Genomic DNA, 25,214 nt, shown 5'->3' on the forward strand with positions numbered 1-25,214 from the left:
TCAAGATCAAGAGCGGCTCGCTTCGCATCGTGGTTACCATCAAGGCCGTGACGCTTGGCGTTCGGTCTTGCATCCAGTCATTTCAACAGCGTTTCAAGGCATATATCCATGGAACGCTGCTGCGTCTGCTCATACAACTGCAACTCATCAATCGTCCTGCGCCCAAGCGCTTGCTCGAAGGCTGCCCGGTTGGAGTTGCCCGCGTAGTGACTCTGCGCCCCATCCCCCAGGTTTGACTGGAAGATCCCCGCCGCACTGACCGGCAAAAAGTCCTCATACACCAACGGTTCCACCGCCACATGACCGGCGCTGAGCAGCGCCTCCAATGTGCGCGGCTGATCGGCCTGGCCGCATGCCGCCAGGCCTTTATCGGTGACGAAGTAGCGAAAATACGCCAAGCCCTGCTCGCGCATTTGCGGGTAGTTATCGGGGAAGGCCTGGAAGTGCTGTTCCATCAATTGCACATAGCGCTCGGCGTTGGCTTCATTGGGGAATGTGCCGAGTTCATCGCGGGCGGCGTTCAGCAGTTGGTCGTACAGGGCGCGGCCTTTAGGCGTAAGCGCGACGCCGCGTTGTTCGATTTCGCCGAAGCGCGCGCTGTGGCTGCCGTGGGCATCGGTGAAGGCGATGGGTTCGTCCAAGGCCTTGAAGCTGGTCTGGCGTAGCAGGATCGGGCACTGGCGCCTAGGTGGGCCTTCGATCACGGCTTTGGGGGTGATGCCTTTGCCGGGCATCGCCGCCTGCACCTGGTCGATGTCCAGGGTGCGTGGCGTCAGGTGGTTGATGTGTGGTCCCTTGAACGCGACGACGTCGGCGATCAGGCGGTGCTGGTCGCTGAGTTGCTGATATTGGGCGCCGGTGACCGTGGCAGTGTGGTGCCAGCGGAACGTCTCCAGGGCCTGGCGGATAAAGGCCTCGGCATCGCTGGCATTCAAGCCGCCTTGGGTCTCTGCCTGGTCGATCAATGCCAAGGCCTCGGTGGTAAAGATCGAGCGCTTGGCCAAGGCGCTTTCGGCGAAGGCACGCAGGTCGGGGTTTTCGATCAGTTCCAGGCGCAGCAATGAAGTGAACACGCGAAACGGGCTGGTTTGCAGCGCGTGTTCATGCACCGCGCGAAAGGCGGTGGAGTGTACAGGTACGCCAGCGGGGGTGAGGTCGTAGTAGCCCACCGGTTGCATGCCCATCACCGCGAATAACCGGCTGATGGTTGCCAGTTCCGCAGCGGTGCCCAGGCGGATGGCGCCGTGGCGTTCCATGTCCAGGCGCTGGATTTCGCCGGTACGTTGCAGTTGATGCGCCAGGCCCGGTTCGCTGTCGAGCACGCGGGCATTGGTCTGGGCCACCAGCTCCAGCAGCGCGCCATACAAGGGCACTTCATCTCGATACATGTCTGACATGGCCTTGGAAAAGCCCTTGCGGATCTCGTCGGGGCTGACATGGGCGGTGGCGTGCATAGAAAAATTCCTGATGACTGGAGCGATGATCGTGGCCTTTGCCCGATTTTGTTGAGGGGGCGGCCGGCTTGCAAACGAAGATTCCTCTGGACTTCATTCTGCAAATGAATGAGTTGGCCCTGCGCCCAAGTCTTCATGTGCAAGCGGACGTCATTGGGCTCTACACTGCCCTCACTGTGTCGGTGAAGGAGGACCCAATGACGGCCAGACCCGTAACCAACCTGCTGGGCACCATTGAAGGCCAGCGCCTGGCAACGCAACACGCCGAACGTTGGCGCGAGTGGGGCCCGTACCTGAGTGAGCGCCAGTGGGGCACGGTGCGCGAAGACTACAGCGCCGACGGTGACGCCTGGGCCTACTTCCCCCATGAGCATGCCCGCAGCCGCGCCTATCGCTGGGGCGAGGACGGGTTGGCCGGTTTCAGTGACAAGGCCCAACGCTGGTGCCTGGGCCTGGCGCTGTGGAATGAGCGCGATGCAATCCTCAAGGAGCGTCTGTTTGGCCTCAACAACGCCGAAGGCAACCACGGTGAAGACGTCAAGGAGCTGTACTTTTTCGTCGATGGCGTGCCGAGCCATGCCTACATGCGCATGCTCTACAAATACCCCCATGCGGCGTTTCCCTACGCTGACCTGATCACCGAGAACGCCCGTCGTGGGCTGGATGATGCCGAGTATGAAATCCTTGATACCGGTGTGTTTGCAGACAACCACTACTGCGACGTCAGTGTCGAATACGCCAAGCATCAGCCCGACGATATTTTCATGCGCGTCACCGTGCATAACCGTTCGGACCAACCCACACGCCTGCAGGTGCTGCCCCAGCTCTGGGCGCGCAATGACTGGAGCTGGACCTTCGGTGCACCCAAGCCCAGCTTGAGGCTGGACGTTGATCGGGTGCTGGCCCGTCATCATGAACTTGATGACCGCTGCCTCAGTGCCTGGGGCCAGGACGGCGTGCAGTGGCTGTTCTGTGAAAACGAAACCAACCAGCCCAAACTGGACGGGCAACCGGCGCCGGGGCCGTTCAAGGATGGCATTAACGATTATGTGGTGGGCGGGGTCGAGTCGGCGATTCGCCGGGACGCGGGCACTAAAGTGGCCGCGCATTTCACCCTTGAACTGGCGGGCCAGGAAAGCAAAACCCTCTACCTGCGCTTTGCGCCTCTGGACGCGCCAGACGTCAATGCGCGCAAGCTATTCGAACAGCGCCGCCGGGAGGCCGATGACTTCTACGCGGTCTTGCAACAGGGCCTTGCCGATGACGATGTGCGCACTGTGCAACGCCAGGCCCTGGCGGGCCTGCTGTGGTCCAAGCAGCTGTACTATTTTGACGTGAACCAGTGGCTTGACGGCGACCCGGCTCAGCCCGCGCCACCGCCCGAGCGCTTGCACATCCGCAATACTCATTGGCGGCACCTGTCCAACTTCGACATCCTGTCGATGCCTGACACTTGGGAATACCCGTGGTACGCCTCCTGGGATCAAGGCTTCCAGGCGGTGGCCATCGCGCTGATCGACCCTGGTTACGCCAAGCAACAGTTGTTGTTGCTGGTAAAGGACCGCTTCATGCACCCCAACGGCCAATTGCCGGCCTACGAGTGGCGCTTTGACGACGCCAACCCGCCCGTGCATGCCTGGGCCAGCTGGCGCGTATATCAGCAGGACAAGGCGCTGACCGGCGTGGGCGACATGGATTTCCTGGAGCGGATCTTTCACAAGCTGCTGTTGAATTTCTCTTGGTGGGTCAACCGCAAGGACGCCGAGGGCCGCAACCTGTTCCAGGGCGGTTTTCTGGGCCTGGACAATATCGCCTTGTTCGACCGCTCGGCCACGTTGCCGCCGGGCTACCAGTTGGACCAGGCCGACGGCACCGCTTGGGTGGCGGCTTATGCCCTGGACCTGATGCGCATCGGCCTGGAGTTGGCCAAGCGTAATGTGGTGTACGTGGACATTGCCGTGAAATTTTTCGAGCATTTCCTCTACATCGCCGGCGCTATCAACCGCGTCGATGACAGCGCCGAAGGCTTATGGGATGAGCAGGACCAGTTTTTCTATGACGTGCTGCACCGCCCTGATGGCCAGAGCGAACCGGTGCGCCTGCGCTCCATCGTCGGGTTAATGCCGCTGTTCGCGGTGCTGGTGCTGGAACAGCGCGAGCACGAGGGCCTGGAAGGCTTGCGCGAGCGCCTGCTGGGCTTTATGCATCATCGACCGGACCTGGCCAAGCTGGTTTCGCGCTGGACCGAACCGGGGCAGGGCAACCGCCTGTTGCTGGCGCTGCTGCGCGGTGAACGCACCAAGGATTTGCTGCGGCGCATGCTGGATGATCGGGAGTTCTTGTCGGCCTTTGGCGTGCGCGCCCTGTCCAAGGCGTTCGCCGAGCAGCCCCTGGCGCTGAAGATGAATGGCGACACCTTGTGCGCGCGCTACCAGCCGGGTGAATCCGACTCACGCTTGTACGGCGGCAACTCCAATTGGCGCGGGCCGTTGTGGATGCCGGTGAACTACATGCTGATTGAATCGTTGCGCGAGTTTCACCGCTATTACGCGGATAACTTTTCCGTGGAGTATCCGACGGGCAGTGGGTATCTGGCGTCTCTGGAGCAAGTGGCTGACAGTCTCAGCGAGCGGCTGACGCGGCTGTTTCTCAGGGATGAAAATGGTATGCGGCCGTCGATGGCGGGGTATGCGCAGTTGCAGGAGGACCCGGCCAGTCGTGACCTGGTGTTGTTCCATGAGTACTTTCATGGGGAAACAGGGCGAGGGTTGGGAGCTTCACACCAGACCGGCTGGAGTGCGTTGGTGGCGTTACTGTTACAACCAAAACCTTAAGCAATCGGCAAACCAAATGTGGGAGCGGGCTTGCTCGCGAATGCGGTGGTTCAGTGCCTGATGCATTAGCTGACACTGCGCATTCGCGAGCAAGCCCGCTCCAACAGGGATCCAGGGTCGCCCGTGAATCAGGAAGGGAACAGCTCGCTCAGCTTCATCGCCAGCATCATGTCGCCTTCGGTGCGCAGCTTGCCGCCCATGAACGCCTGCATGCCGTCGGTGGAGCCGTCGACGATGCCTTCCAGGGTCTCGCTGTCCATCACCAGGGTGACCTGAGCGTCAGGGTTTTCGCCTTCTTTGAGTTCGCAGGTCTTGTCCTTGACCACCAGCGAGAAATTCTTGCTGTCGTCGATACGGAAACCGAATACCAGGTCCAAGCCCTCGGCAGCGCTTGGGTTGAATTTGGCTTTCATTGCTTCTACTGCTTTAGCTACGTCAGTCATGGTTTCGATCCTTAAGGGTAGAGTCCAGTGACCTTGGGGTCACGGTTGGCCGCAGTTCATCGGAAAGTGATGAGCTGCGGCGCCTTCAACAGTTGCAAGTGGGCGTGACTGTTGAAGGAAGCCAGTGCCACCTCGCGACCACGGAACTTGAGTTGGTTGAGCGAGGTGTTAACAATTTGCCAGTTCATTTCGAAGGCCTGGGCGGCAGGCATTCGGGTAATCAGGTGGAGCAGGGCGGTGATGGTGCCGCCGGAGGTGAATACGGCGATTTTGTCGGTGTGGTTCGCGGCTTCAAGGATACGCTGCAAGCCCCCCTGGACCCGCTCGACAAACCCCAGCCAGCTTTCCAGCCCCGGCGGATCATAGGTGCCGGCCAGCCAGCGCTCGATGATCAGGGCGAAAATGCGCTGGAACTCGCTGCGGTTCTGCGGGCCATTGCGCAGGATGTGCACGGCATCCGGTTCACTGCTGAGCAGGTCGGGCAACAGGCCGCGAATGATCGCTTCGCCGTCGAACTCGTTGAACGCGCTGTCTGTTTCCAGCGCCGGCACCGGCAAGCCCAGGGCGCTGTACTGATCGAACGTGGCGCTGGCGGTGTGCTGCTGGCGACGCAGGTCACCGGCGATGCAGCGGTCAAACGCGATGCCCAGGTCTGCCAGGTGGCGACCGAGCACTTGCGCCTGTTCCACGCCAATGGGCGAGAGGACGTCATAGTCGTCTGCACCGAAGGAAGCCTGGCCATGTCGAATCAGATAAATGCTGCCCACGTCCGTTTTCCCGGTACGTTGAAAGTCTGGCGAGGTTATGAGGATGCCTGCGAGCTGTCAATGAAAAAACATACGCTTGTTTTAAAAGTGCGTTGGAGCCCGCCTGCTGGCGGTTTGATCACTGGCTCCTTCGCAGTGGCGTCGGTATGCTGGGGCAATCCGCGCCCGGCGCAGTGCATTTTTTAAGGAGACATATGGATTTTTTGGCCGAATACGCGAGCTTTCTGGCGAAGACCGTCACCCTGGTGGTCGCTATTCTGGTGGTACTGATCAGCTTTGCAGCACTGCGCAGCAAAGGTCGTCGTAAATCCGCCGGCCAATTGCAGGTCAGCAAGCTGAATGATTTTTACAAGGGCTTGCGCGAGCGTCTGGAGTCGAGCCTGCTCGACAAGGACCAGCTCAAGGCCCTGCGCAAGTCCGAAAGCAAAGCCGAAAAGAAGAAAGACAAGAAGAAACCCGAGGCCAAGCCACGGGTATTCGTGCTGGATTTCGACGGCGACATCAAGGCCTCGGCCACCGAAAGCCTGCGCCATGAAATCACCGCACTGCTGAGCCTGGCCACGCCCAAGGATGAAGTGGTGCTGCGCTTGGAAAGCGGCGGCGGCATGGTGCACAGCTATGGCCTGGCCTCTTCGCAACTGGCGCGTATCCGCCAGGCTGGGGTGCCATTGACGGTGTGCATCGACAAAGTGGCGGCCAGCGGCGGCTACATGATGGCGTGCATCGGCGAGAAGATCATCAGCGCTCCCTTCGCCATTCTCGGTTCCATTGGCGTGGTGGCGCAGTTGCCCAATGTCAATCGCCTGCTTAAAAAGCACGACATCGACTTTGAAGTGCTGACCGCCGGTGAATACAAGCGCACGCTCACAGTGTTCGGCGAAAACACCGAGAAGGGCCGGGAGAAGTTCCAGGAAGACCTGGACATCACCCACCAGCTGTTCAAGAACTTCGTCTCGCGTTACCGCCCGCAGTTGGCGATTGACGAGGTGGCCACCGGTGAAGTGTGGTTGGGCGTCGCCGCCCTCGACAAGCAACTGGTCGATGAGCTGCAAACCAGCGACGAATACCTGGCTACCAAGGCCAAAACCGCCGAAGTGTTCCACCTGCACTATGCCGAGCGTAAGAGCCTGCAAGAGCGCGTGGGCCTGGCAGCCAGCGGTTCGGTAGACCGGGTGCTGTTGACCTGGTGGAGCCGCTTGACCCAGCAGCGGTTCTGGTAAGCCAGTATTGAAAACCAGGTAATCCCTTGTGGGAGCGGGCTTGCTCGCGAATGCGGTATATCAGTCAATAGATTTGCTGGCTGACACTCCGCATTCGCGAGCAAGCCCGCTCCCACATTGGTTTTCGGCCATGTCAGGTTAATCTGGGTTTAATCGAGTCCGCCAACTGCGTAAGGATCAGGCAGCACGACACGGCCCCGGCATCCAGAACGCCCAGGGAGCGCTCACCCAAACGACTGGCCCGGCCAATCTTGGCCACCAGGTCCTTGGTCGAATCTCGCCCTTGGGAGGCGGCGGTTTTCATCGCATCGAGCGCATCGCTGAAAGAACGCCCCGACGCATGCGCCCGTTCAAAGGCTTCTACCGCCGGAATCAATGCATCCATCAAGCACTTGTCGCCCACGCCCGCTTCGGTAATGTCCTGCAACGAGGTCAAGCCGCCGCGCAGCAGGTGGGCGAAGGTGGCGGCGTCGACGTCTTCACTGCCGCGCACTTCGTCGGCCATGCCGATAAACAGGCTGCCATACAAGGGCCCCATGGAGCCGCCGATGCCTTCCATCAGGCTCAGGGTCAGTTCATCCAGGGCTTCGGCCAGGGTCAGTTGGCGGCCTTCGATCGTGCGGCCGCAATGGGCAAAGCCTTTGGCCATGTTGATGCCATGGTCGCCATCGCCGATGGCGCCGTCGACTTCGCTGAGGTACTCACGGTTGGCCACGATCACGCTGACCAGGTCGGCGACAATGGCGCTACCGTCATGGGTGGAAAAATGCTGGCTCATGGTTCACTCCGCCTGGGTCATGCCGATGGAGCGGCAGGGTTGGTCGATCAGGGTTTTCAGCTCAGCGTCGAGGCCGAGCAGGGTCAAGGTCACGCCCATCATTTCCAGGGAAGTGAAGTAGTTGCCCACGTAGCAACGGTGAATCTTCAAGCCTTTGGCTTTGAGCTGTTTTTCCACCTCGGCGTAGAAAATATACAACTCCATCACCGGGGTGGCGCCGAGGCCTGAAACCAGCACCACCACGCTGTCGTCCTGGCTGAAATCGCGGTCGGCGAGGATCGGTGCCAGCATGCGCTCGGCCATGGCGGCGGCCGGTTCAATCGGGATGACTTCAATGCCCGGTTCGCCATGATGGCCGATGCCCAGCTCCATCTGGCCGTCGGGAATCTGGAAGTTCGGCTTGCCCACCGCGGCGATGGTGCAGGGCGTAAGGCCGATACCAATCGAGCGGCAGTGGTCGACGGTTTTCTGCGCCACCCGAATCACGCCGTCCAGGTCGTAATGCTGGGCAGCGGCGGCACCGCCGATCTTCCACATGAAGATTTCCCCGGCCACGCCGCGACGCTTGGCGATGTCGGCTTTGGGCGCGGATGCCACGTCGTCGTTGGCGACCACCGTGCGGATGTGCATGTCTTTGCTGGCGGCCATTTTCATCGCCAGCTTCACGTTCATATTGTCACCCGCGTAGTTGCCATACAGGCAGGCCACGCCTGCGCCATGGTCGGCGGCGCGGAAGGCGTCGAAAAAGCTTTTGGCGGTGGGCGAGGAAAAAATCTCGCCGACGGCCACCGCATCCACCAGGCCTGGGCCTACATAACCGAGGAACGCCGGCTCATGCCCGGAGCCGCCGCCGGTGACAATGCCGACGCGGCCCTGGGCGGATGGCCTGGCCTTGACGATGACTCGTGGGTTGCTCTCGTACTGGCGAAGTTCGGGGTGCGCGACCAGGATGCCGCGCAGCATGTCTTCGACCACTTGGTCGGGATCGTTGATGACTCGATTCATAACGCGGGTTCCTGTTGTTTTTTCTAAAGGGCGACACCCATCCACTGTGGGAGCAGGCAAGCCAGCTCCCACAGGTTGTGTGTTGCTGCTGGAATCAGGGTTCGAGCACAACCTTCAGCGACTTGTCGCCACGCTCCATCACCGCAAACGCTTCCTTGAAATCTGCCAGTGCAAACTTGTGGGTCACCACATCGCGCATGTCGATTTTGCGGTTGCCGATAAAGTCGATGGCTCTCGGGTACATATAGGGCCCCAGGTGCGAGCCGAGGATGTCCAGCTCCTTGCGATCGCCAATGATCGACCAATCGACCGTGGCCTCGTCATTGAACACGCTGAACTCGACGAAGCGCCCCAACTTGCGCAGCATCGCCAGCCCCTGGTTGACAGCCTTGTGGTGCCCGGTGGCTTCGATATAAATGTCGCAGCCATAGCCATCGGTGATCTCGCGGATTTTCGCCAGCACATCGACTTCGGCCGGGTTCCACACTTCGTCGGCGCCCAGGCGCAGGGCGAGGGCGGCGCGTTCGGGTTTCATGTCCAGCACGATGAGCTTTTTGGGGTTGCGCAACCGCACCGCGCCGATAATACCCAGGCCCAGGGTGCCGGCGCCGGCAACCACCACGATGTCGTCATGGTCGACGTTGGCGCGTTCCGCCGCGTGTAGCGAGCAGGCCAAGGGTTCGATCAGGATGGCTTCATCGGGAGCAATGGATTCCGGCACTTTGTGAATGATGCCTTCCTTGGTGAAGATCATGTACTGGGCCATGGCGCCCTGCACATTGTTCTGGAAGCCATACAGGTCGTGTTTCTGGCACATCCAGTACTGGCCGTGGTTGCAGAAGCGGCAGCCCCAGCACGGCACGATCTGCTCGGAGATCACCCGGTCACCGACGGCCACGCCGCGCTTCTCGGCGCCCGGGCCAAGGGCGACCACGCGGCACACGAACTCATGCCCGGGGATCATCGGCGGCTTCACGTAGCGCGGTTGTTCGGCATCGCCCCAGAACGACGGCGCGCCGCGATAGGTCTTGATATCGCCCATGCAAATGCCGCACAGCTCGACTTTGGTGAGGATCTCGTCGGGGCCGGGGGTGGGCACGTCGACGGTTTCCAGGCGGTAGTCTTCCGGGCCGTGGCAGACCACGGCCTGCATGGTTTTCGGGATGCTCGGGGCGAGTTGTTCAGGTGTGCGTTCGGTGACAGTGGACATGACAAAACCTCACGACATAACGATGAATTACTGAATGCTGTAGCCGCCGTCGATCACCATGTTGGCGCCGGTGATCATCTGCGCGGCATCGCTGAGCAGGTACAGCGCTAGCCCGGCGATTTCTTCCGGCTGGGCAAAGCGACCTGCCGGGATCTGCAATTTGGCCCGCTCACCCACTTCACCGGCCCAGGCTTTTTTGCCCAGGGCCGTTTCGACGATGGTGGGGGAGATGGCGTTGACGTTGATCTGCGGCGCCCATTCCATGGCCAATACCTTGGTCATGCCGACGATGGCGGCTTTGCTGGCGCAGTAGGCGACGTGACGGTCCAGGCCAATCACCGCGGCCTGGGAGGCGAGGTTGACGATGCGCCCGCTGCCCTGGGCGAGCATGTGCCTGGCGCAGGCCTGAGCCATGAAAAAACTGGCCTTGAGGTTGATGTCCAGGGTGGTGTCCCAGGCGCTTTCGTTGACTTCGATGGCTTTGTCCAGCACCACCACGCCTGCGCTGTTGATCAGGTAGTCCAGGCGTTGGAAGTGGGCGAATACGTTGTCGACAGTCGGTTGGATCTGGTCGATCTTCCCGAGGTCGACGGCAATGCCCAGGTGCCCGGCACCCAGGCTGGCGGCCACCTCGACCACGGCCGGGTCGCGGTCCAGCAGCGCCACCCGGGCGCCGCGTTCTGCCAGCAAGGTGGCGCAGGCCAGGCCAATGCCGGCAGCGCCACCGGTGATCACCGCGCAACGGCCACTGAGGTCGAAGGCTTGGTTCCAGAAACCAGACATGAATGACTCCATTTCGAAGATGGTGAAAATCCACTGTGGGAGCGGGCTTGCTCGCGAATGCGGTGGATCAGTTGACGAATGTGCTGCCTGGCACACCGCATTCGCGAGCAAGCCCGCTCCCACATGTGTGATGCATCAATAGGTCGAAACCGTTACTTACCGCCGCTGACTTGCTTGTACAGCGCATCCGCATTGGCATTGGTCACCGGCACCCAGGGCAGGATGTAGTTCTTGGCCGTGCCGTCGGCCCATTTCAGGTCCTTGGCATAGCGCTCCCAAATCACCGATTGCGGCTTGTAGTCTTCGCCGGCCAGGGCGCGCAGGGCGACGTCCAGTGCGCCTTGGGATTGGGCCTGAGCGTCCTGGAGGAAGGTGGTGACTTCGTCTTTTTTCGCCGCCTGGATCGCATCCGGCATGCCATCGATGGAGGTAACGGGCACATCCTTGGCGGTGAGGCCATGGGACTTCAGCGCCTGCACGGCGCCCAGGGCCATGTCGTCGTTCTGGGCGATCACGCCATTGATGCCCTTGGGGTGGGCGTTGAGCCAGTCTTCGGTGAGGGTCATGGCCTGGGCGCGGTCCCAGTTGGCGGTTTTCTTTTCAATGATCTTGATGTCCGGGTGTTTGCCCAGCACTTCCAGTTCGCCCTTTTCCCGGTCGATCTGCGCCGACTGGCCAATCGGGCCCTGGATGATCACCACGTTGCCCTTGCCATTGAGCTTGTCGACCATGGCCTGGGCCTGCAGGCGGCCGCCTTCCACGTCGTCGTTACCCACATACGGCACGCTGGCATCGGCTACTTTCGTATTGGAGGCGATGACCACCACGTCGTTGCTCATGGCGGCCTTGACGGTGCCGACGCCGGCCTTGGTATCAATCGGCACGAACAGAATCGCGTCGTAGCGTTGGGTCACCATGTTTTCGATCTGGTTGTTCTGGGTCAGGGCGTCGTAGTTACCGTCGAACACGGTCAACTGCACGGTGCCGTCCTTGACGGCCGGATGCTCCTTGAGCTCACGGACCCAGTTCTGCATGAACTGACCCTTGAGGCCATAGACGGCTGCGCCGATCTTGTAGGTCTTGCCATCGGCGGCCAGGGCAATGCTGCTGGCGAGCAGGGAGAGGGCCGCCGCGGCGGCCAGGGTGGTACCCAGTTTCATAAGTAGAACTCCAGTTATTGTTATGGGTCGTTCTTCAGCGTTTCTTCTTGCGCCACACGTCGATCAGTACGGCGAACACGATGATCAGGCCCTTGGCGACCTGCTGGTAATAGGAGGACACGCCGAGCAGGTTCAGGCCGTTGTTGATCACGCCGATCAACAGCGCCCCGAACAAGGTGCCGACAATGCTGCCGGTACCACCCGACAGGCTGGTGCCGCCGATTACCACCGCGGCAATCGCGTCCAGCTCATAGGAAACCCCGGCCTGGGGCAGGGCAGAGGTGGTGCGTGCCGACAGCACCACGCCGGCCAACCCGGCGAGCAGGCCCGAGACCACGTACACCGAGAACATCACCTTGCGCACGCCAATGCCCGAGGTGCGCGCGCTTTTTTCATTGCCGCCCACCGCGTACACATAACGGCCGTAGGTGGTGTAGCGCAGCACCATCCAGAAAATAAGCGCGACCACGGCGAAGATGATGATCGGCACGCCCACCGGGCCGACCTTGCCGATGCCCAGGGCCAGGTAGGCGTCGGGCAGGTCGGTGATCGGGCTGCCGTCGTTGAGAATAAAGGTCATGCCCCGGGCGATGCTGAGCATGCCGAGGGTGGCCACGAACGGCGGGATCGACAGGTTGGCGATCATAAAACCATTGACCACCCCGAGCATCGCGCCGGCAAACATCCCCGCGCTGACCGCCGCCAACAGGCCGTAACCCTGGGTGGCGACCATGGCGCTGCACAGGCCGGCGAACGCCAGGATCGACCCCACCGACAGGTCGATGCCCTTGGTCAGGATCACGTAGGTCATGCCCACGGCGAGAATGCCGTTGATGGAGGTCTGGCGCAGGATGTCCATCCAGTTGCGCCAGGTCATGAAGTATTCACTGGAAAATGCCATCACCACGCACAGCAGGATAAACACCAGCGGCAGGCCAAAGCGGTCGAGGGACAGGCGCAGGCGGTTGCGCGGCGCGGCAGTAACGGGAGCAACGATGGTTTTGGCATTCATGAGGCAAGACTCAACAAGGCTTCCTGGGAAAGGGCGGTGTCGGTACTGATAGTGACCAGCCGGCCGCCTTTGAAGACGGCAATGCGGTCGCTCAAGTGCAGCAGCTCCGGGGCTTCTGACGACACCACAATGGCTGCGCCGCCGGCGCGCACGAACTGGTCGAGCAGGTGGTAGATCTCCTGTTTGGCGCCTTCGTCGATGCCGCGGGTGGGTTCATCGCAGAGCAGGCACACCGGTTCCGTGGACAGGCATTTGGCGAGCACCACCTTTTGCTGGTTACCGCCGCTCATTGATGCCACCGGCAGCTCCAGGGAACTGGTCTTGATCTGCAGGCGCTTGACCATCTCCTCGGCCAGTTGCGCTTCTTTACGTGCATTGATCAGCGACCAACTCGACAAGCGCTTATAGGCCGACAGTGCAATGTTCGACAGGATGCTGCCGGTCAGCACCAGGCCGCTGTCCTTGCGGTCTTCGGTGACCAGCGACATGCCGGCGTCGATGGTCGCCTTGGGCTGCCCGATGGGCATGGGTTTGCCTTGCAAGGTAACGCTGCCGGAATCCGCCACGGTCAGGCCGTAGATGCAATTGAGGAATTCACTGCGCCCGGAGCCCATCAACCCATAAATGCCGAGGATCTCGCCCCGGCGCAGTTGCAGGCTAATGTCGTGGAATTCCCCGTTGCGGCTCAGGTTGTCGACCTGCAGGCAGGTGCTGGCCGCGCATTCGCGGCCCACCTTGTGGTCGATGCGTGTCAGTTCCTGGCCGACAATGCCGCGCACCAGGTGGTCGCGGTCGATATCGGCCATGCGCCCGCTTTCCACAAAGGCGCCATCACGGAAGATGCTGTAGTCATCGGCGATCTGCGCCAGTTCGCTCAGTCGATGGGACACGTACACGATGCCGGCACCGCGTGCGGTAAGGCGGCGAATGGCCTTGAACAGGGTTTCGGCCTCGCGCTCGCCGATGGCCGAGGTGGGCTCGTCCATGATCATCACCTGGCAGTCATGGCTGAACGCCTTGGCTATTTCCACCAGTTGCATCTGCGCCACGCTCAAGCGGTGCATGGGGCTGATGGCGTCGACGTCGAACTCCAGGCTTTCGAGCAGTTCGCGGGTGCGGCGGTTGAGGGCCTTGCTGTCGACGATGCAACCGGCGCGGCGCGGTTCGCGGCCCAGCCAGATGTTTTCGGCGACGGTCATGTAGGGGATGGGTTCGAGCTCCTGGGTGATCATCGCGATCCCCGAGGCCAAGGCTTCACTCGGGCGATTGAACTGCACCGGTGCGCCGTTGAGCAGAATGCTGCCGGCGTCACGCTGGGTAATGCCCATCAGGATGCTCAGGAAGGTCGACTTGCCGGCGCCGTTGCCGCCGCACAGGGCGTGGACGCTGCCGGCGCGTAGAGAGAGGCGTCCGTCACGCAGGGCTGGCACCCCGGCGTAAGCCTTGGCGACGTGTTCAGCCTGGAGCAGTAATGGCGTGGCCATCGGCGTGTCCTCGTGCTGTGAATTCTTATTAGGTCGCACAGTTATGTTTCGCTGTGATCATATGTGTATCAAATGAAATTCTGATCAGTCAATCTCTTTCACTTAAAAGGTGTGATTCTCATCTTTGATCGGAAGATTGCCTTTATATGGGGCTTTGACTGGCGAGTCAGCTAAATCTCGCTTGACAGGAAGGGGTTAATGCTTGCGAAATGACTGAGAGATATTTCACTAAGTGATCATTTGATCAGTGGAGCTAGGTACCATGAACACACCTTTCCCGGTGGCTATCGGATGCGATGAAGCAGGTTTTGAGCTTAAGGAGTTGTTGAAGCGCCATATTGAAGCGTTGGGGTACCCGGTGACCGACTTCGGTACGCATTCAACGGCACCGGTGCTGTACCCGGACATCGCCTTGGCCGTGGCCACTGCCATCAATGCCGGGCAACAGCGCCTCGGTGTGCTGGTATGCGGCACCGGAATAGGCATGGCCATCTCGGCCAACAAAGTTCTGGGCATCCGTGCGGCCCAGGCTCATGACACCTACTCGGCGGAGAGGGCGCGCAAGAGCAACGATGCGCAGATCCTCTCCATCGGTGCGCGGGTCATCGGTGCGGAGTTGGCCAAAAGCATCGTCAGTGCGTTTTTGGCCTCGGAGTTCGAAGCGGCGCGGTCCGGGGCCAAGGTCGAGCGCATCAATGCGATCGAGCGCGATGGGCATCAGTAGTGGACGGCGCGGGGCAAGAGTCGGGAGAATGCGCCTTTGACGCCGAAACGGAAGCCCGTCCCCATGAGTGACAGTACCCAGCGCATGGCCAGTGATATCGATCAGATGACCGAAGTGGCGATGCTCTATTACCTTGAGAACGTCACTCAGGAGGCCATTGCCAAGCGCTATGACCTGTCGCGGGCAAAAGTCAGCCGCCTGCTCAAGCGTGCGCGCGATGAAGGGATTGTCGAGGTGCGCGTGCTGCAGCACCCGGCAATGAACAACGAGCTGGAACGGGCGCTGGTGGAGCGCTTCAAGCTCGACCGCGCCTTGATCGCGGTCGACCATAGCGACCCCGACACCCAGCGCTCGGCGGTCGCCAGCCTGGTGGCCAACTACCTCAACAAGACCCTGGGCGACGGCATGATCGTCGCCGTGGGCATGGGGCGTAACGTCGGCGCGGTGGCCGATAACGTGTTTCTGCCGGTAACCCGCAACTGCACCTTCGTGTGTGCCATCGGCGGTTCGCTCAAGGCCGGTGAATACATGAACCCTGACCACATCTGCCGACGCCTGGCCCTGCGCTTTGGGGGCGAGAGTGAAAGCCTCTACGCCCCGGCACTGGTGGCCAACCCCGAGCTGCGCGGGGTGCTGATCAACAACGACACGGTGCGTTCCACCCTTGACCGCGCCCGCCGCGCCGATATTGCCTTGATCGGCATCGGCGACATGAGCGAAAACAGCAACATGGTGCGCATGGGCTGGTTCTCGCCCCAGGAAATCGCCCAGGCGCGGTTGTCCGGTACGGTGGGCGATATGATGGGCTATGACTTTATCGATATTCACGGCCAGCCGGCGGTCAACGCCATCCAGGGGCGCGTGATCGGGTTGACGGTGCAGGAGCTGTTTCGCATCCCGGATGTGGTGGCGATTGCCAGTGAGAACACCAAGGCGGCGGCGACCCTGGGGGCGTTGCGCTCCGGAGTGATCAATACGCTGGCGACCACCGTCACCAATGCCCACACCATCCTGGCGCTGGACGATGCCACTCGTAAACCCTGATACAGATTGTTCCCACGCTCCAGCGTGGGAACGCATCCTGTGACGCTCCGCGTCACCCTTGCACGGGTGGGACGCGGAGCGTCAAAGGCGGCATTCCCACGCAGAGCGTGGGAACGATCAACACCGAGGTGTGTGCATCGCAGGCAAGCCAGCTCCCACAAGAGTTGCTGTGCTTCTGATAGGGGTTTACAGGTTTTGTAATAGTTTTGCGCTGTGGGAATTTTGTATTTCAAATGTAGGATTCAAGTCCTTTTGTCATTTCAGGACTTGCATGAACACCCTCTCGGAGCCTCCCAGTCGTCTTTCCCCAAGACAACCGCTGTCGCTGTTCCCGCTGAAGCACCCCGTATTCCGTCAACTAACCTTGTCCCGGTCGTATGACCGCACTTTGCCGTGCCCGGCGTTCTAAAAATTTAAAAGACAGAGACTCTATAAATGGAATGGTTAGCAGATCCCACGGCCTGGCTCGGCCTTGCGACCTTGATTGTGCTGGAACTGGTGCTGGGTATCGACAACCTGGTGTTTATCGCGATCCTGGCGGACAAGTTGCCGCCGGAGCAGCGTGACCGTGCACGTTTGATCGGTTTATCCCTGGCGCTGCTGATGCGCCTGGGCCTGTTGGCGAGTATTTCCTGGTTGGTGACCCTGACCCAGCCGCTGTTCGAGGTGTTCGACAAGAGCTTCTCCGGCCGTGACCTGATCATGCTGTTTGGTGGTGTGTTCCTGTTGTTCAAGGCCACCATGGAATTGCATGAGCGCCTTGAAGGCCATGTGGCGCAACACAAGGGCAGTGTGGCTTACGCGATGTTCTGGCCGATCGTCGCGCAGATCGTGGTGCTGGATGCGGTGTTCTCCCTCGACGCGGTGATTACCGCCGTGGGCATGGTCGACGAGCTGGCGGTGATGATGATCGCCGTGATCGTGTCCATCGGCCTGATGATTGTGGCGAGCAAGCCGCTGACCCGCTTCGTCAATGCGCACCCGACCGTGATCATGCTGTGTCTGGGCTTCCTGATGATGATCGGTTTTGCCCTGACCGCCGAAGGCTTGGGTTTCCATATTCCCAAGGGCTACCTGTATGCGGCCATTGGTTTCTCGATTTTGATCGAGGTGTTCAACCAGATCGCCCGGGCCCGTCGCAAAAAATCGGCACAGGGTGTGTTGCCGGTGCGTGAGCGTACCGCTCATGCGGTGATGCGCTTGTTGGGCGGTCGCAGCCTGGCGGTGGAAGAGGTGGGTGAAGACGTGGCTGACCTGCTGGGCGAGCCGGATGCTGCCCAGGGCCCGCTGTTTGACCGGCGTGAACGGGTGATGATCAGCGGCGTGCTGCAACTGGCCGAGCGGCCGATTCGCACCCTGATGACCCCGAGGGCCAAGGTGGACTGTATCGACCTGTCGGACGACCCCGAGACGACACGGCTGAAACTGATGCACTCGTCCTACTCGCGTCTGCCGTTGATCCGTAACGGTGCAGTGGATGAGCCTTTGGGCTTTGTGCACAAGAAAGAACTGCTCAAGGAATACCTGGCCGGCAACGAGCCGAACCTGGAGCACTTGGCGCGTCGGGCGATCAACCTGCTGGAGAGCTTTTCGATCCTCAACGCCCTGGAGCAGATGCGCCAGGAGTCCACCCACATCGCCTTCGTGATCAACGAGTTCGGGGACTTCATGGGCGTGTTGAGCATGACCGACATTCTGGAATCCATCGCCGGTGAATTGCCTGATGCCAGCGAAATCGAAGGTCCGGATATTGTTGAGCAGGGCGATGGCTTCCGTGCCAATGGTGCCTTGAACCTCAACCTGGTGCGTCAGCGCACGGGCTTCAAGGCTGCGGCTACCGAGGATTATCAAACCCTGGCGGGTTTAGTGATGAGCCTGCTCGACCGCCTGCCGGTGGTGGGCGATAGCCTGGAGCATGAAGGTTGGCGTTTGACGGTGGCTGAAGTGGAGGAGCGTCGAGTGACGCAAGTGCACTTGCGCCCTTGCTCAGGTCATAACGGCTGAAGATGTCTTTCACGCACTGCTCTTGTTCTTCAACGGGGCCGAAGCCTTTGAGCCGTTCTACCACGGCCCCCTTCAGGTAGATCAGCAGCGTCGGGGTGCCCGTCACGTCAGGGTGCCTCGGCGTATGTGCGCAGTCGAGTAACAGGCTGACTATCCAGGGATGCTTCCACGCGGTCTGTTCGAATAAGTGGCATGCCTGCGCGCAAGCGGGGCAGTGTGTTGAAAAAAACAGAATAAACACTGGGCGTGGCGTGTTCAGCACCCATTCAAACTCTTTGGCGCTGGAAATTCTGCGCGTGGCGACTCCCATGTCGATCCCCCTGCCTACCGTGTTGGTTTTTGCTCACGCTAAGCCGGTGGGGCGTCACCGTCTACTGTCAACCTTCACAGGTGCGCGTCACGTGCACTCGACCCGTCTGGGTGCGCTGTAACACCGTTGTGGGGCGTTGCGTAGCACTGCCATGCGACGACGGCCCAACGCTGTTTATCTCTGCAGTCGCTATCACGCTGATCCATAACGCATTTATTACTCCCATAGGTTTCCTCCGGCGTCTGTGGCACACTTTCTGCTGTCTATTCCGTTGTTACATACCAAGTTCCGGTATAGCGGAATACACAATCCCTGGAGTGCTTGTCATGCATCACCGACCTTCCGTATTCAAAGCGTGTATTTTTCTCGTCGCTGCATCGGCTTCCTTCGCCAGCGTTGTGCAGGCGGCGGACAGCAAGCTCGATGATGTGCTCAAGCGTGGGCACTTGATCGTAGGTACAGGCAGTACCAATGCGCCGTGGCACTTCCAGGGAGCGGATGGCAAGTTGCAGGGATTTGATATCGACATTGGCCGCATCGTGGCCAAAGGCTTGTTCAATGACCCGAGCAAGGTGGAGTTTGTGGTGCAGTCGTCCGATGCACGTATCCCCAACCTGCTCACCGACAAGGTCGACATGAGCTGCCAGTTCATCACCGTTACCGCCAGCCGTGCGCAGCAGGTGGCCTTTACCCTGCCGTACTACCGTGAAGGTGTCGGCCTGCTGCTGCCCAACAACAGCAAGTACAAAGAAATCGAAGACCTCCAAGCCGCAGGCGATGACGCTACCGTGGCTGTGCTGCAAAACGTGTATGCCGAAGAGTTGGTGCACCAGGCACTGCCCAAGGCCAAGGTCGATCAGTACGACAGTGTCGACTTGATGTACCAGGCCGTGAACTCAGGCCGCGCCGATGCCGCCGCCACCGACCAGTCCTCGGTCAAATACCTGATGGTGCAGAACCCTGGCCGCTACCGCAGCCCCACCTACGCCTGGAGCCCGCAAACCTACGCCTGCGCGGTCAAACGCGGCGACCAGGACTGGCTGAACTTCGTCAATACCGCGCTGCACGAAGCCATGACCGGTGTGGAGTTCCCCACCTACAAAGCCTCGTTCAAGCAATGGTTCGGCGTGGACCTGCCAGAACCGGCGATTGGTTTTCCCGTGGAATTCAAGTGACCCGCTACAACAATAGGGGCGTGCCTGAACACGCTTCCTTCAGGTGCTGCTGACCATGAACTATCAGTTGAACTTTGCCGCCGTCTGGCGTGATTTCGACACTTTGTTGGCGGGGCTCGGCCTGGGGCTGCAGTTGGCGTTGCTGTCGATCGCCATCGGCTGCGTGATCGGTCTGTTGATGGCGTTTGCCATGCTCTCCAGGCACCGCGCGTTGCGTATTTTTGCCTCGGTATACGTGACGGTGGTGCGCAACACCCCGATTCTGGTGTTGATTCTGTTGATCTACTTCGCCTTGCCCTCCCTGGGCATTCGGCTGGACAAGATCCCCTCGTTCATCATCACCCTCTCGTTGTATGCCGGTGCCTATCTCACCGAGGTGTTCCGCGCAGGCCTGGTGAATATTCCCAAGGGCTTGCGTGAAGCCGGGTTGGCCATCGGCCTGGGCGAGTGGCGGATCCGCGCTTACATCACCGTGCCGGTGATGCTGCGCAACGTGTTGCCGGCACTCTCCAACAACTTCATCTCGCTGTTCAAGGACACTTCTCTGGCCGCCGCGATCGCGGTGCCGGAGCTGACCTATTACGCCCGCAAGATCAACGTCGAAAGCTACCGGGTGATTGAAACCTGGCTGGTCACGACCGCGCTCTACGTGGCTGCCTGTTACCTGATTGCCATGCTGCTCCGTTACCTGGAACAGCGTTTGGCGATCCGTCGTTGAGGAAAGGGTCCCATGTACGAATCCCCCAGTTGGCTGCATGAATTGTGGATCGCCCGCGAGACCCTTTGGGCCGGCTTCCAGGCCAGTGTGGCGGTCTCGGCGCTGGCGATTGTCTTTGGCACCCTGATCGGCATCGTCGCCGGGTTGATCCTGACCTACGGCAAGTTCTGGATGCGTGCGCCGTTCCGTCTGTATGTCGATTTGATCCGCGGCACGCCGGTATTTGTGCTGGTGTTGGCGTGTTTCTACATGCTACCGGCCCTGGGCTGGCAGATCAGTGCATTCCAGGCCGGTGCGGTCGGGCTCACCTTGTTCTGTGGCTCCCATGTGTCGGAAATCGTGCGCGGCGCGCTGCAAGCCATTCCCCGTGGGCAAATGGAAGCGGGTAAGGCGATTGGCCTGACGTTTTATCAGTCCCTGGGCTACGTGCTGTTGCCCCAGGCGCTGCGGCAGATTTTGCCGACCTGGGTCAATTCCTCCACGGAAATCGTCAAGGCTTCCACCTTGCTGTCGGTGATCGGCGTGGCGGAATTGCTACTCAGTACCCAGCAGGTGATCGCGCGCACCTTCATGACCCTGGAGTTCTACCTGTTCGCCGGTTTTCTGTTCTTTGTCATCAACTACGCCATCGAATTATTCGGGCGCTACATTGAAAAGCGGGTGGCCTTGCCATGAACCAAGCTCAAACCAACCCAGCGCTGCTGGACATTCGTGGCCTGCGTAAACAATACGGCCCGGTGGAAGTGCTCAAGGGCGTCGACCTGTCCATGCAGCGCGGCAATGTGGTGACATTGATCGGCTCCAGCGGCTCGGGCAAGACCACCTTGCTGCGCTGCGTGAACCTGCTGGAGGAGTTCCAGGGCGGGCAGATCACCCTGGATGGCGAGTCCATCGGCTACAGCGATGTTGGGGGCAAGCGTGTACGCCACCCGGAGCGGGTGATCGCCCAGCACCGCGCAATGACCGGCATGGCGTTCCAGCAATTCAACCTGTTCCCGCACCTGACCGCGCTGCAGAACGTTACCCTCGGCTTGCTCAAGGTCAAGAAAATGGGCAAGGATGAAGCGGTAGCGCTGGCCGAAAAATGGCTGGACCGCGTCGGCCTGCTGGAGCGCCGCAACCACTTTCCCGGCCAATTGTCCGGCGGCCAGCAACAGCGCGTGGCCATTGCCCGGGCCATTGCCATGAACCCCAGCTTGATGCTGTTCGACGAAGTCACCTCGGCCCTCGACCCGGAGTTGGTGGGCGAAGTGCTCAGCGTGATCAAGGGGCTGGCGGAGGAGGGCATGACCATGTTGTTGGTCACCCACGAGATGCGCTTTGCCTATGAAGTTTCGGACCAGATCGTGTTCATGAACCAGGGCCGCATTGAAGAGCAGGGCAGCGCGAAGGAAATTTTCGAACGTCCGCAGTCGCCGCGCCTGGCGGAATTTCTCAAGAACATTCGTTTTTAACAAGGAGCAACTATATGAGCATTACTCGTTACGGCACCGGCAGCACCGCAGGTGGCGGCCAGCCACGCCCGTTCGCCCGCGCCGTGGAAGCCGATGGCTGGCTGTACGTGTCGGGCCAAGTGCCTGCGGTGGACGGTGAAATCATCAGTGGCGGCATCATCGAGCAAACCCGCCAGACGATGCGCAACGTGGTGGCGATCCTCGAAGAAGCCGGCTACGAGCTCAAGGATGTGGTGCGGGTGGGCGTATGGTTGGAAGACCCACGGGACTTCTGGAGTTTCAACAAGGTCTTCGGCGAATACTTCACCCCGGAACACGCCCCGGCGCGCGCCTGCGTGCAGGCCAATATGATGGTCGATTGCAAGGTCGAGATCGATTGCGTGGCCTACAAGAAAAAGGGCTAAATCCCCCCACTCACTGACCATTCCCACGCTCTGCGTGGGAATACTGCCTTGGACGCTCTGCGTCCGCGCTTGTGACGCAGAGCGTCACCGCATGCATTCCCACGCAGAGCGTGGGAACGATCATCTGGAACGGGACCGAGTACTGCCATGACCGAAGACACCATCAAACGCCGCGCCAAAGGCCTGGACCGTGCGTTCGATATCCTCGATTTTCTCAAGGAAATCGGCCAGCCCCTGCGCCCGAATGATATTGCCAGCGGCATTGGCAGCCCCAAATCCACGGTCTACGAACTGGTTGCGTCATTGCTGGAGCGGCGCATCCTGGAGACCGTGGGCAAGGAAGGCCACGTGTACCTGGGGCGCCAGCTGTATTTCCTTGGTCAGGCACACTTGCGCCACTTTGACCTGACCCGCGAGGCCGACCACGCCTTGCAGGAGATCGTCAGCCAGACCCACGAAACCGCACAGATGTGCCTGCTCAATGGGCGCAAATACACGGTGGCGCTGATGCGCGAGGGCCAGCGGCATTTCCGTATTTCTTCGGACATCGGTGAAAACGCACCCATTCCGTGGACCGCCTCGGGGCGCTTGTTGCTGGGGCATTTGAGCGATCAGCAGATCGTCGACCTGATCGACCCCGACGATTTCATCCTGCCGGACGGCCTGCGCCTGCCGCTGGACACTTTCCTGGCGCAGATCCGCCAGGCCAGCCTGGATGGGTTCTTCTCCTTCGACAGCGTGGCTGACACCTTCACCCATTGTTTTGCCGCCCCGGTGCGCGATGCTCAGGGCGTCAGCATCGCAACCCTGTGCATCGTCGCCCCCCGGGCTGACGCGAGCAAAAACTACCACGACTATCGCCGGGTACTGATCGACAGTGCCAACAGCCTGGCCCGGCGTATCAACGAATAGGAGTTTTCCATGTCTGCCCTCAACGCCGTTGAAAAAGGTGCCGCCGCCGTCGGTGCCCATTTGGTTCGCGATGTCAGCCTGCCGGCCCTGGTGCTGCACCGTGACGCCCTGGAACATAACATCCGCTGGATGCAGGACTTTGTCCGCAGCAGCGGCGCCGAGCTGGCGCCCCACGGCAAGACCAGCATGATGCCCGCGCTGTTCCAGCGCCAGATCGCCGCCGGTGCCTGGGGCATCACCCTGGCTACCGCCGTGCAGACCCGCGCCGCCTACGCCAGCGGCGTGCGCCGCGTGCTGATGGCCAACCAACTGGTGGGCGCGGCGAACATGGCCCTGATCGCCGACCTGCTGGCCGATAAGGATTTTGACTTCCATTGCATGGTCGATCACCCGGACAACGTCGCCGACCTGGGCCTGTTCTTCGCCGCCCGTGGCCAGCGCCTCAATGTAATGATCGAGTACGGCGTGGTCGGTGGCCGGTGCGGCTGCCGCAGCGAGCAGCAAGTGCGCGACCTGGCCAAGGCGGTCCAGGCCCAGCCGGCATTGGCCCTTACCGGTATCGAGGGTTACGAAGGCGTGATCCACGGCGAGCACGCCATCAGTGGTATCCGCGCCTTCGCCGCCAGCCTGGTGAGCCTGGCGGTCGAGCTGCAAGACAGCGGCCTGTTCGACCTGCCCAAGCCGATCATCACCGCATCGGGCTCGGCCTGGTACGACCTGATCGCCGAGTCGTTCGAAACGCAGAACGCCGCCGGCCGTTTCCTCAGCGTGTTGCGCCCTGGCAGTTACGTGGCACACGACCATGGCATCTACAAAGAGGCACAATGCTGCGTGCTCGAACGCCGCAGCGACCTCAACGAGGGCCTGCGCCCGGCAATGGAGGTCTGGGCGCACGTGCAGTCGCTGCCGGAGCCTGGTTTTGCGGTGGTTGCCCTGGGCAAGCGCGACGTGGCCTACGACGCCGGTTTGCCGGTGCCACTCATGCGCTACAAGGCCGGGATCGTGCCGGCGCAAGGTGATGATGTGAGCGGGTGCAAGGTCACGGCGGTGATGGACCAGCATGCGTTCATGACGGTGGCGCCCGGGGTTGAATTGCGTATTGGCGACATCATTTCGTTTGGTACGTCCCACCCTTGCCTGACCTTTGATAAATGGCAGGTGGGGTGCCTGGTGGATGAGCAGTTGCAGGTGGTCGAGTCTCTGCGTACCTGCTTCTAGACCGAGTCGCGGCTATCGCAGGCAAGCCAGCTCCCACATTCGACTGCATTCCTCCAGTTGGAATAGGGTCAACTGTGGGAGCGGGCTTGCTCGCGAAGGGGCCATCAGCCACACCAGAGAGCAAAGGCATGAACACCCACCCCCGCATCGCCCTCATCGGCGAATGCATGATCGAACTGCAACACCGCGCCGACGGCAGCCTGCACCAGAGCTTCGGCGGTGACACCCTGAACACCGCGGTGTACCTGCGTCGCGAACTGGGCGAGGGTGTTAGCGTTGACTACGTCACCGCCCTGGGCGATGACAGCTTCAGCGATGCCATGTGTGAGCATTGGCAAGCAGAGGGCCTGGGCCTGGGCCTGGTCCAGCGCCTGCCAGGGCGCCTGCCGGGCTTGTATTGCATCCAGACCGATGCCCTGGGCGAACGTAAATTCCTCTACTGGCGCAACGAAGCGGCCGTGCGCGACTGCTTCACCACACCTGCCGCCGAGCCGGTCCTGGCAGCCCTGCCGGGTTATGACGTGGTGTATTTCAGCGGCATTACCCTGGCGGTGCTGGGAGACATCGGGCGTGAGCGCTTACTGCAGGCCCTGATCGAAGCCCGCCGGCGCGGCGCCAGGGTGGTGTTCGATAACAACTACCGGCCCCGGCTGTGGGCCGATGTGCAAACGGCCCGTGAGGCGTATCGCAGGGTGTTGGCCGAAGTGGACATTGCCTTGCTCACCGAGGATGACGAGCGATCGTTGTTTGGCTATGAGGATAGCGAGCAGGTGTTTGCGGCGTATCCCTCGATTGCAGAAGTGGTGCTCAAGCGGGGAGCGGAGGCGTGCCTGATACGTTGCACGGGCGAGCGCTTTGCGGTGCCGGCGTTGAAAGTGGAGAAGGTGGTGGACACCACGGCGGCGGGGGATTCGTTTAGTGCGGCGTATTTGGCCAGTCGGCTCAACGGTGGCTCGCCCCAGGAAGCCGCTTCGGCGGGGCATCGGCTGGCAAGCCGGGTGATTCAGGTGCCGGGAGCTCTGATACCCAGATGAATGGCCGCCTGCGGCGGTTCGCGGGCAAGCCCGGCTCCCACATTTGGATGGGTGTACACCGCTGAAT

General features: G+C 60.9%; 23 protein-coding genes and 1 pseudogene. 13 read left to right on the forward strand and 11 right to left on the reverse strand.

The window, feature by feature from the left end; translation table 11 throughout:
* Window positions 1-77: 77 nt before the first annotated feature.
* Window positions 78-1,454, reverse strand: a complete 1,377-nt coding sequence (gene hglS / locus ODQ19_RS24685; RefSeq protein WP_330211470.1) for a 2-oxoadipate dioxygenase/decarboxylase HglS — start codon at window positions 1,452-1,454, stop codon at window positions 78-80.
* Between the two features lie 197 nt (window positions 1,455-1,651).
* Between hglS and ODQ19_RS24690 the strand changes: the two genes are divergently transcribed.
* The gene (locus ODQ19_RS24690) at window positions 1,652-4,288 is read left to right on the forward strand and encodes an MGH1-like glycoside hydrolase domain-containing protein (RefSeq protein ID WP_330211471.1); all 2,637 of its coding nucleotides are present in this window, start codon (window positions 1,652-1,654) and stop codon (window positions 4,286-4,288) included.
* Between the two features lie 128 nt (window positions 4,289-4,416).
* Here ODQ19_RS24690 and ODQ19_RS24695 read toward each other — a convergent pair whose 3' ends face one another.
* On the reverse strand, window positions 4,417-4,731 hold the full coding sequence (locus tag ODQ19_RS24695) for an SCP2 sterol-binding domain-containing protein (protein WP_034125754.1): 315 nt from the start codon (window positions 4,729-4,731) through the stop codon (window positions 4,417-4,419).
* 56 nt (window positions 4,732-4,787) lie between these two features.
* On the reverse strand, window positions 4,788-5,498 hold the full coding sequence (locus tag ODQ19_RS24700) for a histidine phosphatase family protein (RefSeq protein WP_034135852.1): 711 nt from the start codon (window positions 5,496-5,498) through the stop codon (window positions 4,788-4,790).
* A 194-nt stretch (window positions 5,499-5,692) separates the two neighbouring features.
* Between ODQ19_RS24700 and sohB the strand changes: the two genes are divergently transcribed.
* On the forward strand, window positions 5,693-6,718 hold the full coding sequence (gene sohB / locus ODQ19_RS24705; RefSeq protein ID WP_032896860.1) for a protease SohB: 1,026 nt from the start codon (window positions 5,693-5,695) through the stop codon (window positions 6,716-6,718).
* A gap of 133 nt (window positions 6,719-6,851) precedes the next feature.
* Here the strand turns inward: sohB and dhaL are convergent, their stop codons facing one another.
* The 7 genes from dhaL to ODQ19_RS24740 form a co-directional block, all read right to left on the reverse strand.
* On the reverse strand, window positions 6,852-7,496 hold the full coding sequence (gene dhaL / locus ODQ19_RS24710; RefSeq protein ID WP_330211472.1) for a dihydroxyacetone kinase subunit DhaL: 645 nt from the start codon (window positions 7,494-7,496) through the stop codon (window positions 6,852-6,854).
* A 3-nt stretch (window positions 7,497-7,499) separates the two neighbouring features.
* Complete coding sequence (locus ODQ19_RS24715; protein WP_116665654.1) at window positions 7,500-8,501, reverse strand: dihydroxyacetone kinase subunit DhaK; 1,002 nt, start codon at window positions 8,499-8,501, stop codon at window positions 7,500-7,502.
* A gap of 94 nt (window positions 8,502-8,595) precedes the next feature.
* Window positions 8,596-9,711, reverse strand: coding sequence for an erythritol/L-threitol dehydrogenase (locus tag ODQ19_RS24720; RefSeq protein WP_019817618.1), 1,116 nt, complete (start codon window positions 9,709-9,711; stop codon window positions 8,596-8,598).
* 27 nt (window positions 9,712-9,738) lie between these two features.
* The gene (locus ODQ19_RS24725; protein ID WP_330211473.1) at window positions 9,739-10,494 is read right to left on the reverse strand and encodes an SDR family oxidoreductase; all 756 of its coding nucleotides are present in this window, start codon (window positions 10,492-10,494) and stop codon (window positions 9,739-9,741) included.
* A gap of 152 nt (window positions 10,495-10,646) precedes the next feature.
* Entirely contained in the window at window positions 10,647-11,654 is a 1,008-nt protein-coding gene (locus tag ODQ19_RS24730) for a substrate-binding domain-containing protein (RefSeq protein ID WP_330211474.1), read from the reverse strand.
* Window positions 11,655-11,688: 34 nt separating this feature from the next.
* A complete protein-coding gene (locus tag ODQ19_RS24735; RefSeq protein WP_014718193.1) occupies window positions 11,689-12,666 on the reverse strand; it encodes an ABC transporter permease in 978 nt (325 codons plus the stop codon).
* Window positions 12,663-14,150, reverse strand: coding sequence for a sugar ABC transporter ATP-binding protein (locus tag ODQ19_RS24740; RefSeq protein WP_330211475.1), 1,488 nt, complete (start codon window positions 14,148-14,150; stop codon window positions 12,663-12,665). Before ODQ19_RS24740 ends, ODQ19_RS24735 begins: the two co-directional genes overlap by 4 nt.
* 262 nt (window positions 14,151-14,412) lie before the next feature.
* Between ODQ19_RS24740 and rpiB the strand changes: the two genes are divergently transcribed.
* The 3 genes from rpiB to ODQ19_RS24755 all read left to right on the forward strand — a co-directional run bounded on the left by rpiB (window position 14,413) and on the right by ODQ19_RS24755 (window position 17,922).
* Window positions 14,413-14,874, forward strand: a complete 462-nt coding sequence (gene rpiB, locus ODQ19_RS24745) for a ribose 5-phosphate isomerase B (RefSeq protein ID WP_019817614.1) — start codon at window positions 14,413-14,415, stop codon at window positions 14,872-14,874.
* A gap of 63 nt (window positions 14,875-14,937) precedes the next feature.
* The gene (locus ODQ19_RS24750) at window positions 14,938-15,918 is read left to right on the forward strand and encodes a sugar-binding transcriptional regulator (protein ID WP_330211476.1); all 981 of its coding nucleotides are present in this window, start codon (window positions 14,938-14,940) and stop codon (window positions 15,916-15,918) included.
* A gap of 435 nt (window positions 15,919-16,353) precedes the next feature.
* Window positions 16,354-17,922 carry a TerC family protein gene (locus ODQ19_RS24755; protein ID WP_330211477.1) on the forward strand — a complete coding sequence of 523 codons (1,569 nt, stop codon included), beginning with the start codon at window positions 16,354-16,356 and terminating at the stop codon, window positions 17,920-17,922.
* Between the two features lie 37 nt (window positions 17,923-17,959).
* On the opposite strand, the pseudogene ODQ19_RS24760 reads toward ODQ19_RS24755, so the two are convergent.
* A pseudogene (locus ODQ19_RS24760) lies at window positions 17,960-18,232 on the reverse strand (thioredoxin family protein); the annotation flags it as partial.
* Window positions 18,233-18,558: 326 nt separating this feature from the next.
* Between ODQ19_RS24760 and ODQ19_RS24765 the strand changes: the two are divergent.
* The 8 genes from ODQ19_RS24765 (at window position 18,559) to ODQ19_RS24800 (ending at window position 25,147) form a co-directional block, all read left to right on the forward strand.
* The gene (locus ODQ19_RS24765; RefSeq protein WP_330211478.1) at window positions 18,559-19,407 is read left to right on the forward strand and encodes a transporter substrate-binding domain-containing protein; all 849 of its coding nucleotides are present in this window, start codon (window positions 18,559-18,561) and stop codon (window positions 19,405-19,407) included.
* 55 nt (window positions 19,408-19,462) lie between these two features.
* Window positions 19,463-20,125 carry an amino acid ABC transporter permease gene (locus ODQ19_RS24770; protein ID WP_003191828.1) on the forward strand — a complete coding sequence of 221 codons (663 nt, stop codon included), beginning with the start codon at window positions 19,463-19,465 and terminating at the stop codon, window positions 20,123-20,125.
* 12 nt (window positions 20,126-20,137) lie between these two features.
* Window positions 20,138-20,800 (forward strand): amino acid ABC transporter permease, encoded by a 663-nt coding sequence (locus tag ODQ19_RS24775; RefSeq protein WP_014718199.1) that lies wholly within the window; start codon window positions 20,138-20,140, stop codon window positions 20,798-20,800.
* Complete coding sequence (locus tag ODQ19_RS24780; RefSeq protein WP_116665662.1) at window positions 20,797-21,579, forward strand: amino acid ABC transporter ATP-binding protein; 783 nt, start codon at window positions 20,797-20,799, stop codon at window positions 21,577-21,579. The genes ODQ19_RS24775 and ODQ19_RS24780 overlap by 4 nt, the downstream gene beginning before the upstream one ends.
* Window positions 21,580-21,593: 14 nt before the next feature.
* Complete coding sequence (locus ODQ19_RS24785; RefSeq protein WP_034119946.1) at window positions 21,594-21,983, forward strand: RidA family protein; 390 nt, start codon at window positions 21,594-21,596, stop codon at window positions 21,981-21,983.
* 147 nt (window positions 21,984-22,130) lie between these two features.
* A complete protein-coding gene (locus ODQ19_RS24790) occupies window positions 22,131-22,895 on the forward strand; it encodes an IclR family transcriptional regulator (protein ID WP_330211479.1) in 765 nt (254 codons plus the stop codon).
* Between the two features lie 9 nt (window positions 22,896-22,904).
* Complete coding sequence (locus tag ODQ19_RS24795; RefSeq protein ID WP_330211480.1) at window positions 22,905-24,113, forward strand: amino acid deaminase; 1,209 nt, start codon at window positions 22,905-22,907, stop codon at window positions 24,111-24,113.
* 128 nt (window positions 24,114-24,241) lie between these two features.
* Window positions 24,242-25,147 (forward strand): sugar kinase, encoded by a 906-nt coding sequence (locus ODQ19_RS24800; RefSeq protein WP_330211481.1) that lies wholly within the window; start codon window positions 24,242-24,244, stop codon window positions 25,145-25,147.
* Window positions 25,148-25,214: the final 67 nt, after the last annotated feature.

The sequence above is a fragment of the Pseudomonas sp. AM4(2022) genome, from assembly GCF_036346515.1.
GTDB classification, from domain to species: domain Bacteria; phylum Pseudomonadota; class Gammaproteobacteria; order Pseudomonadales; family Pseudomonadaceae; genus Aquipseudomonas; species Aquipseudomonas paracarnis.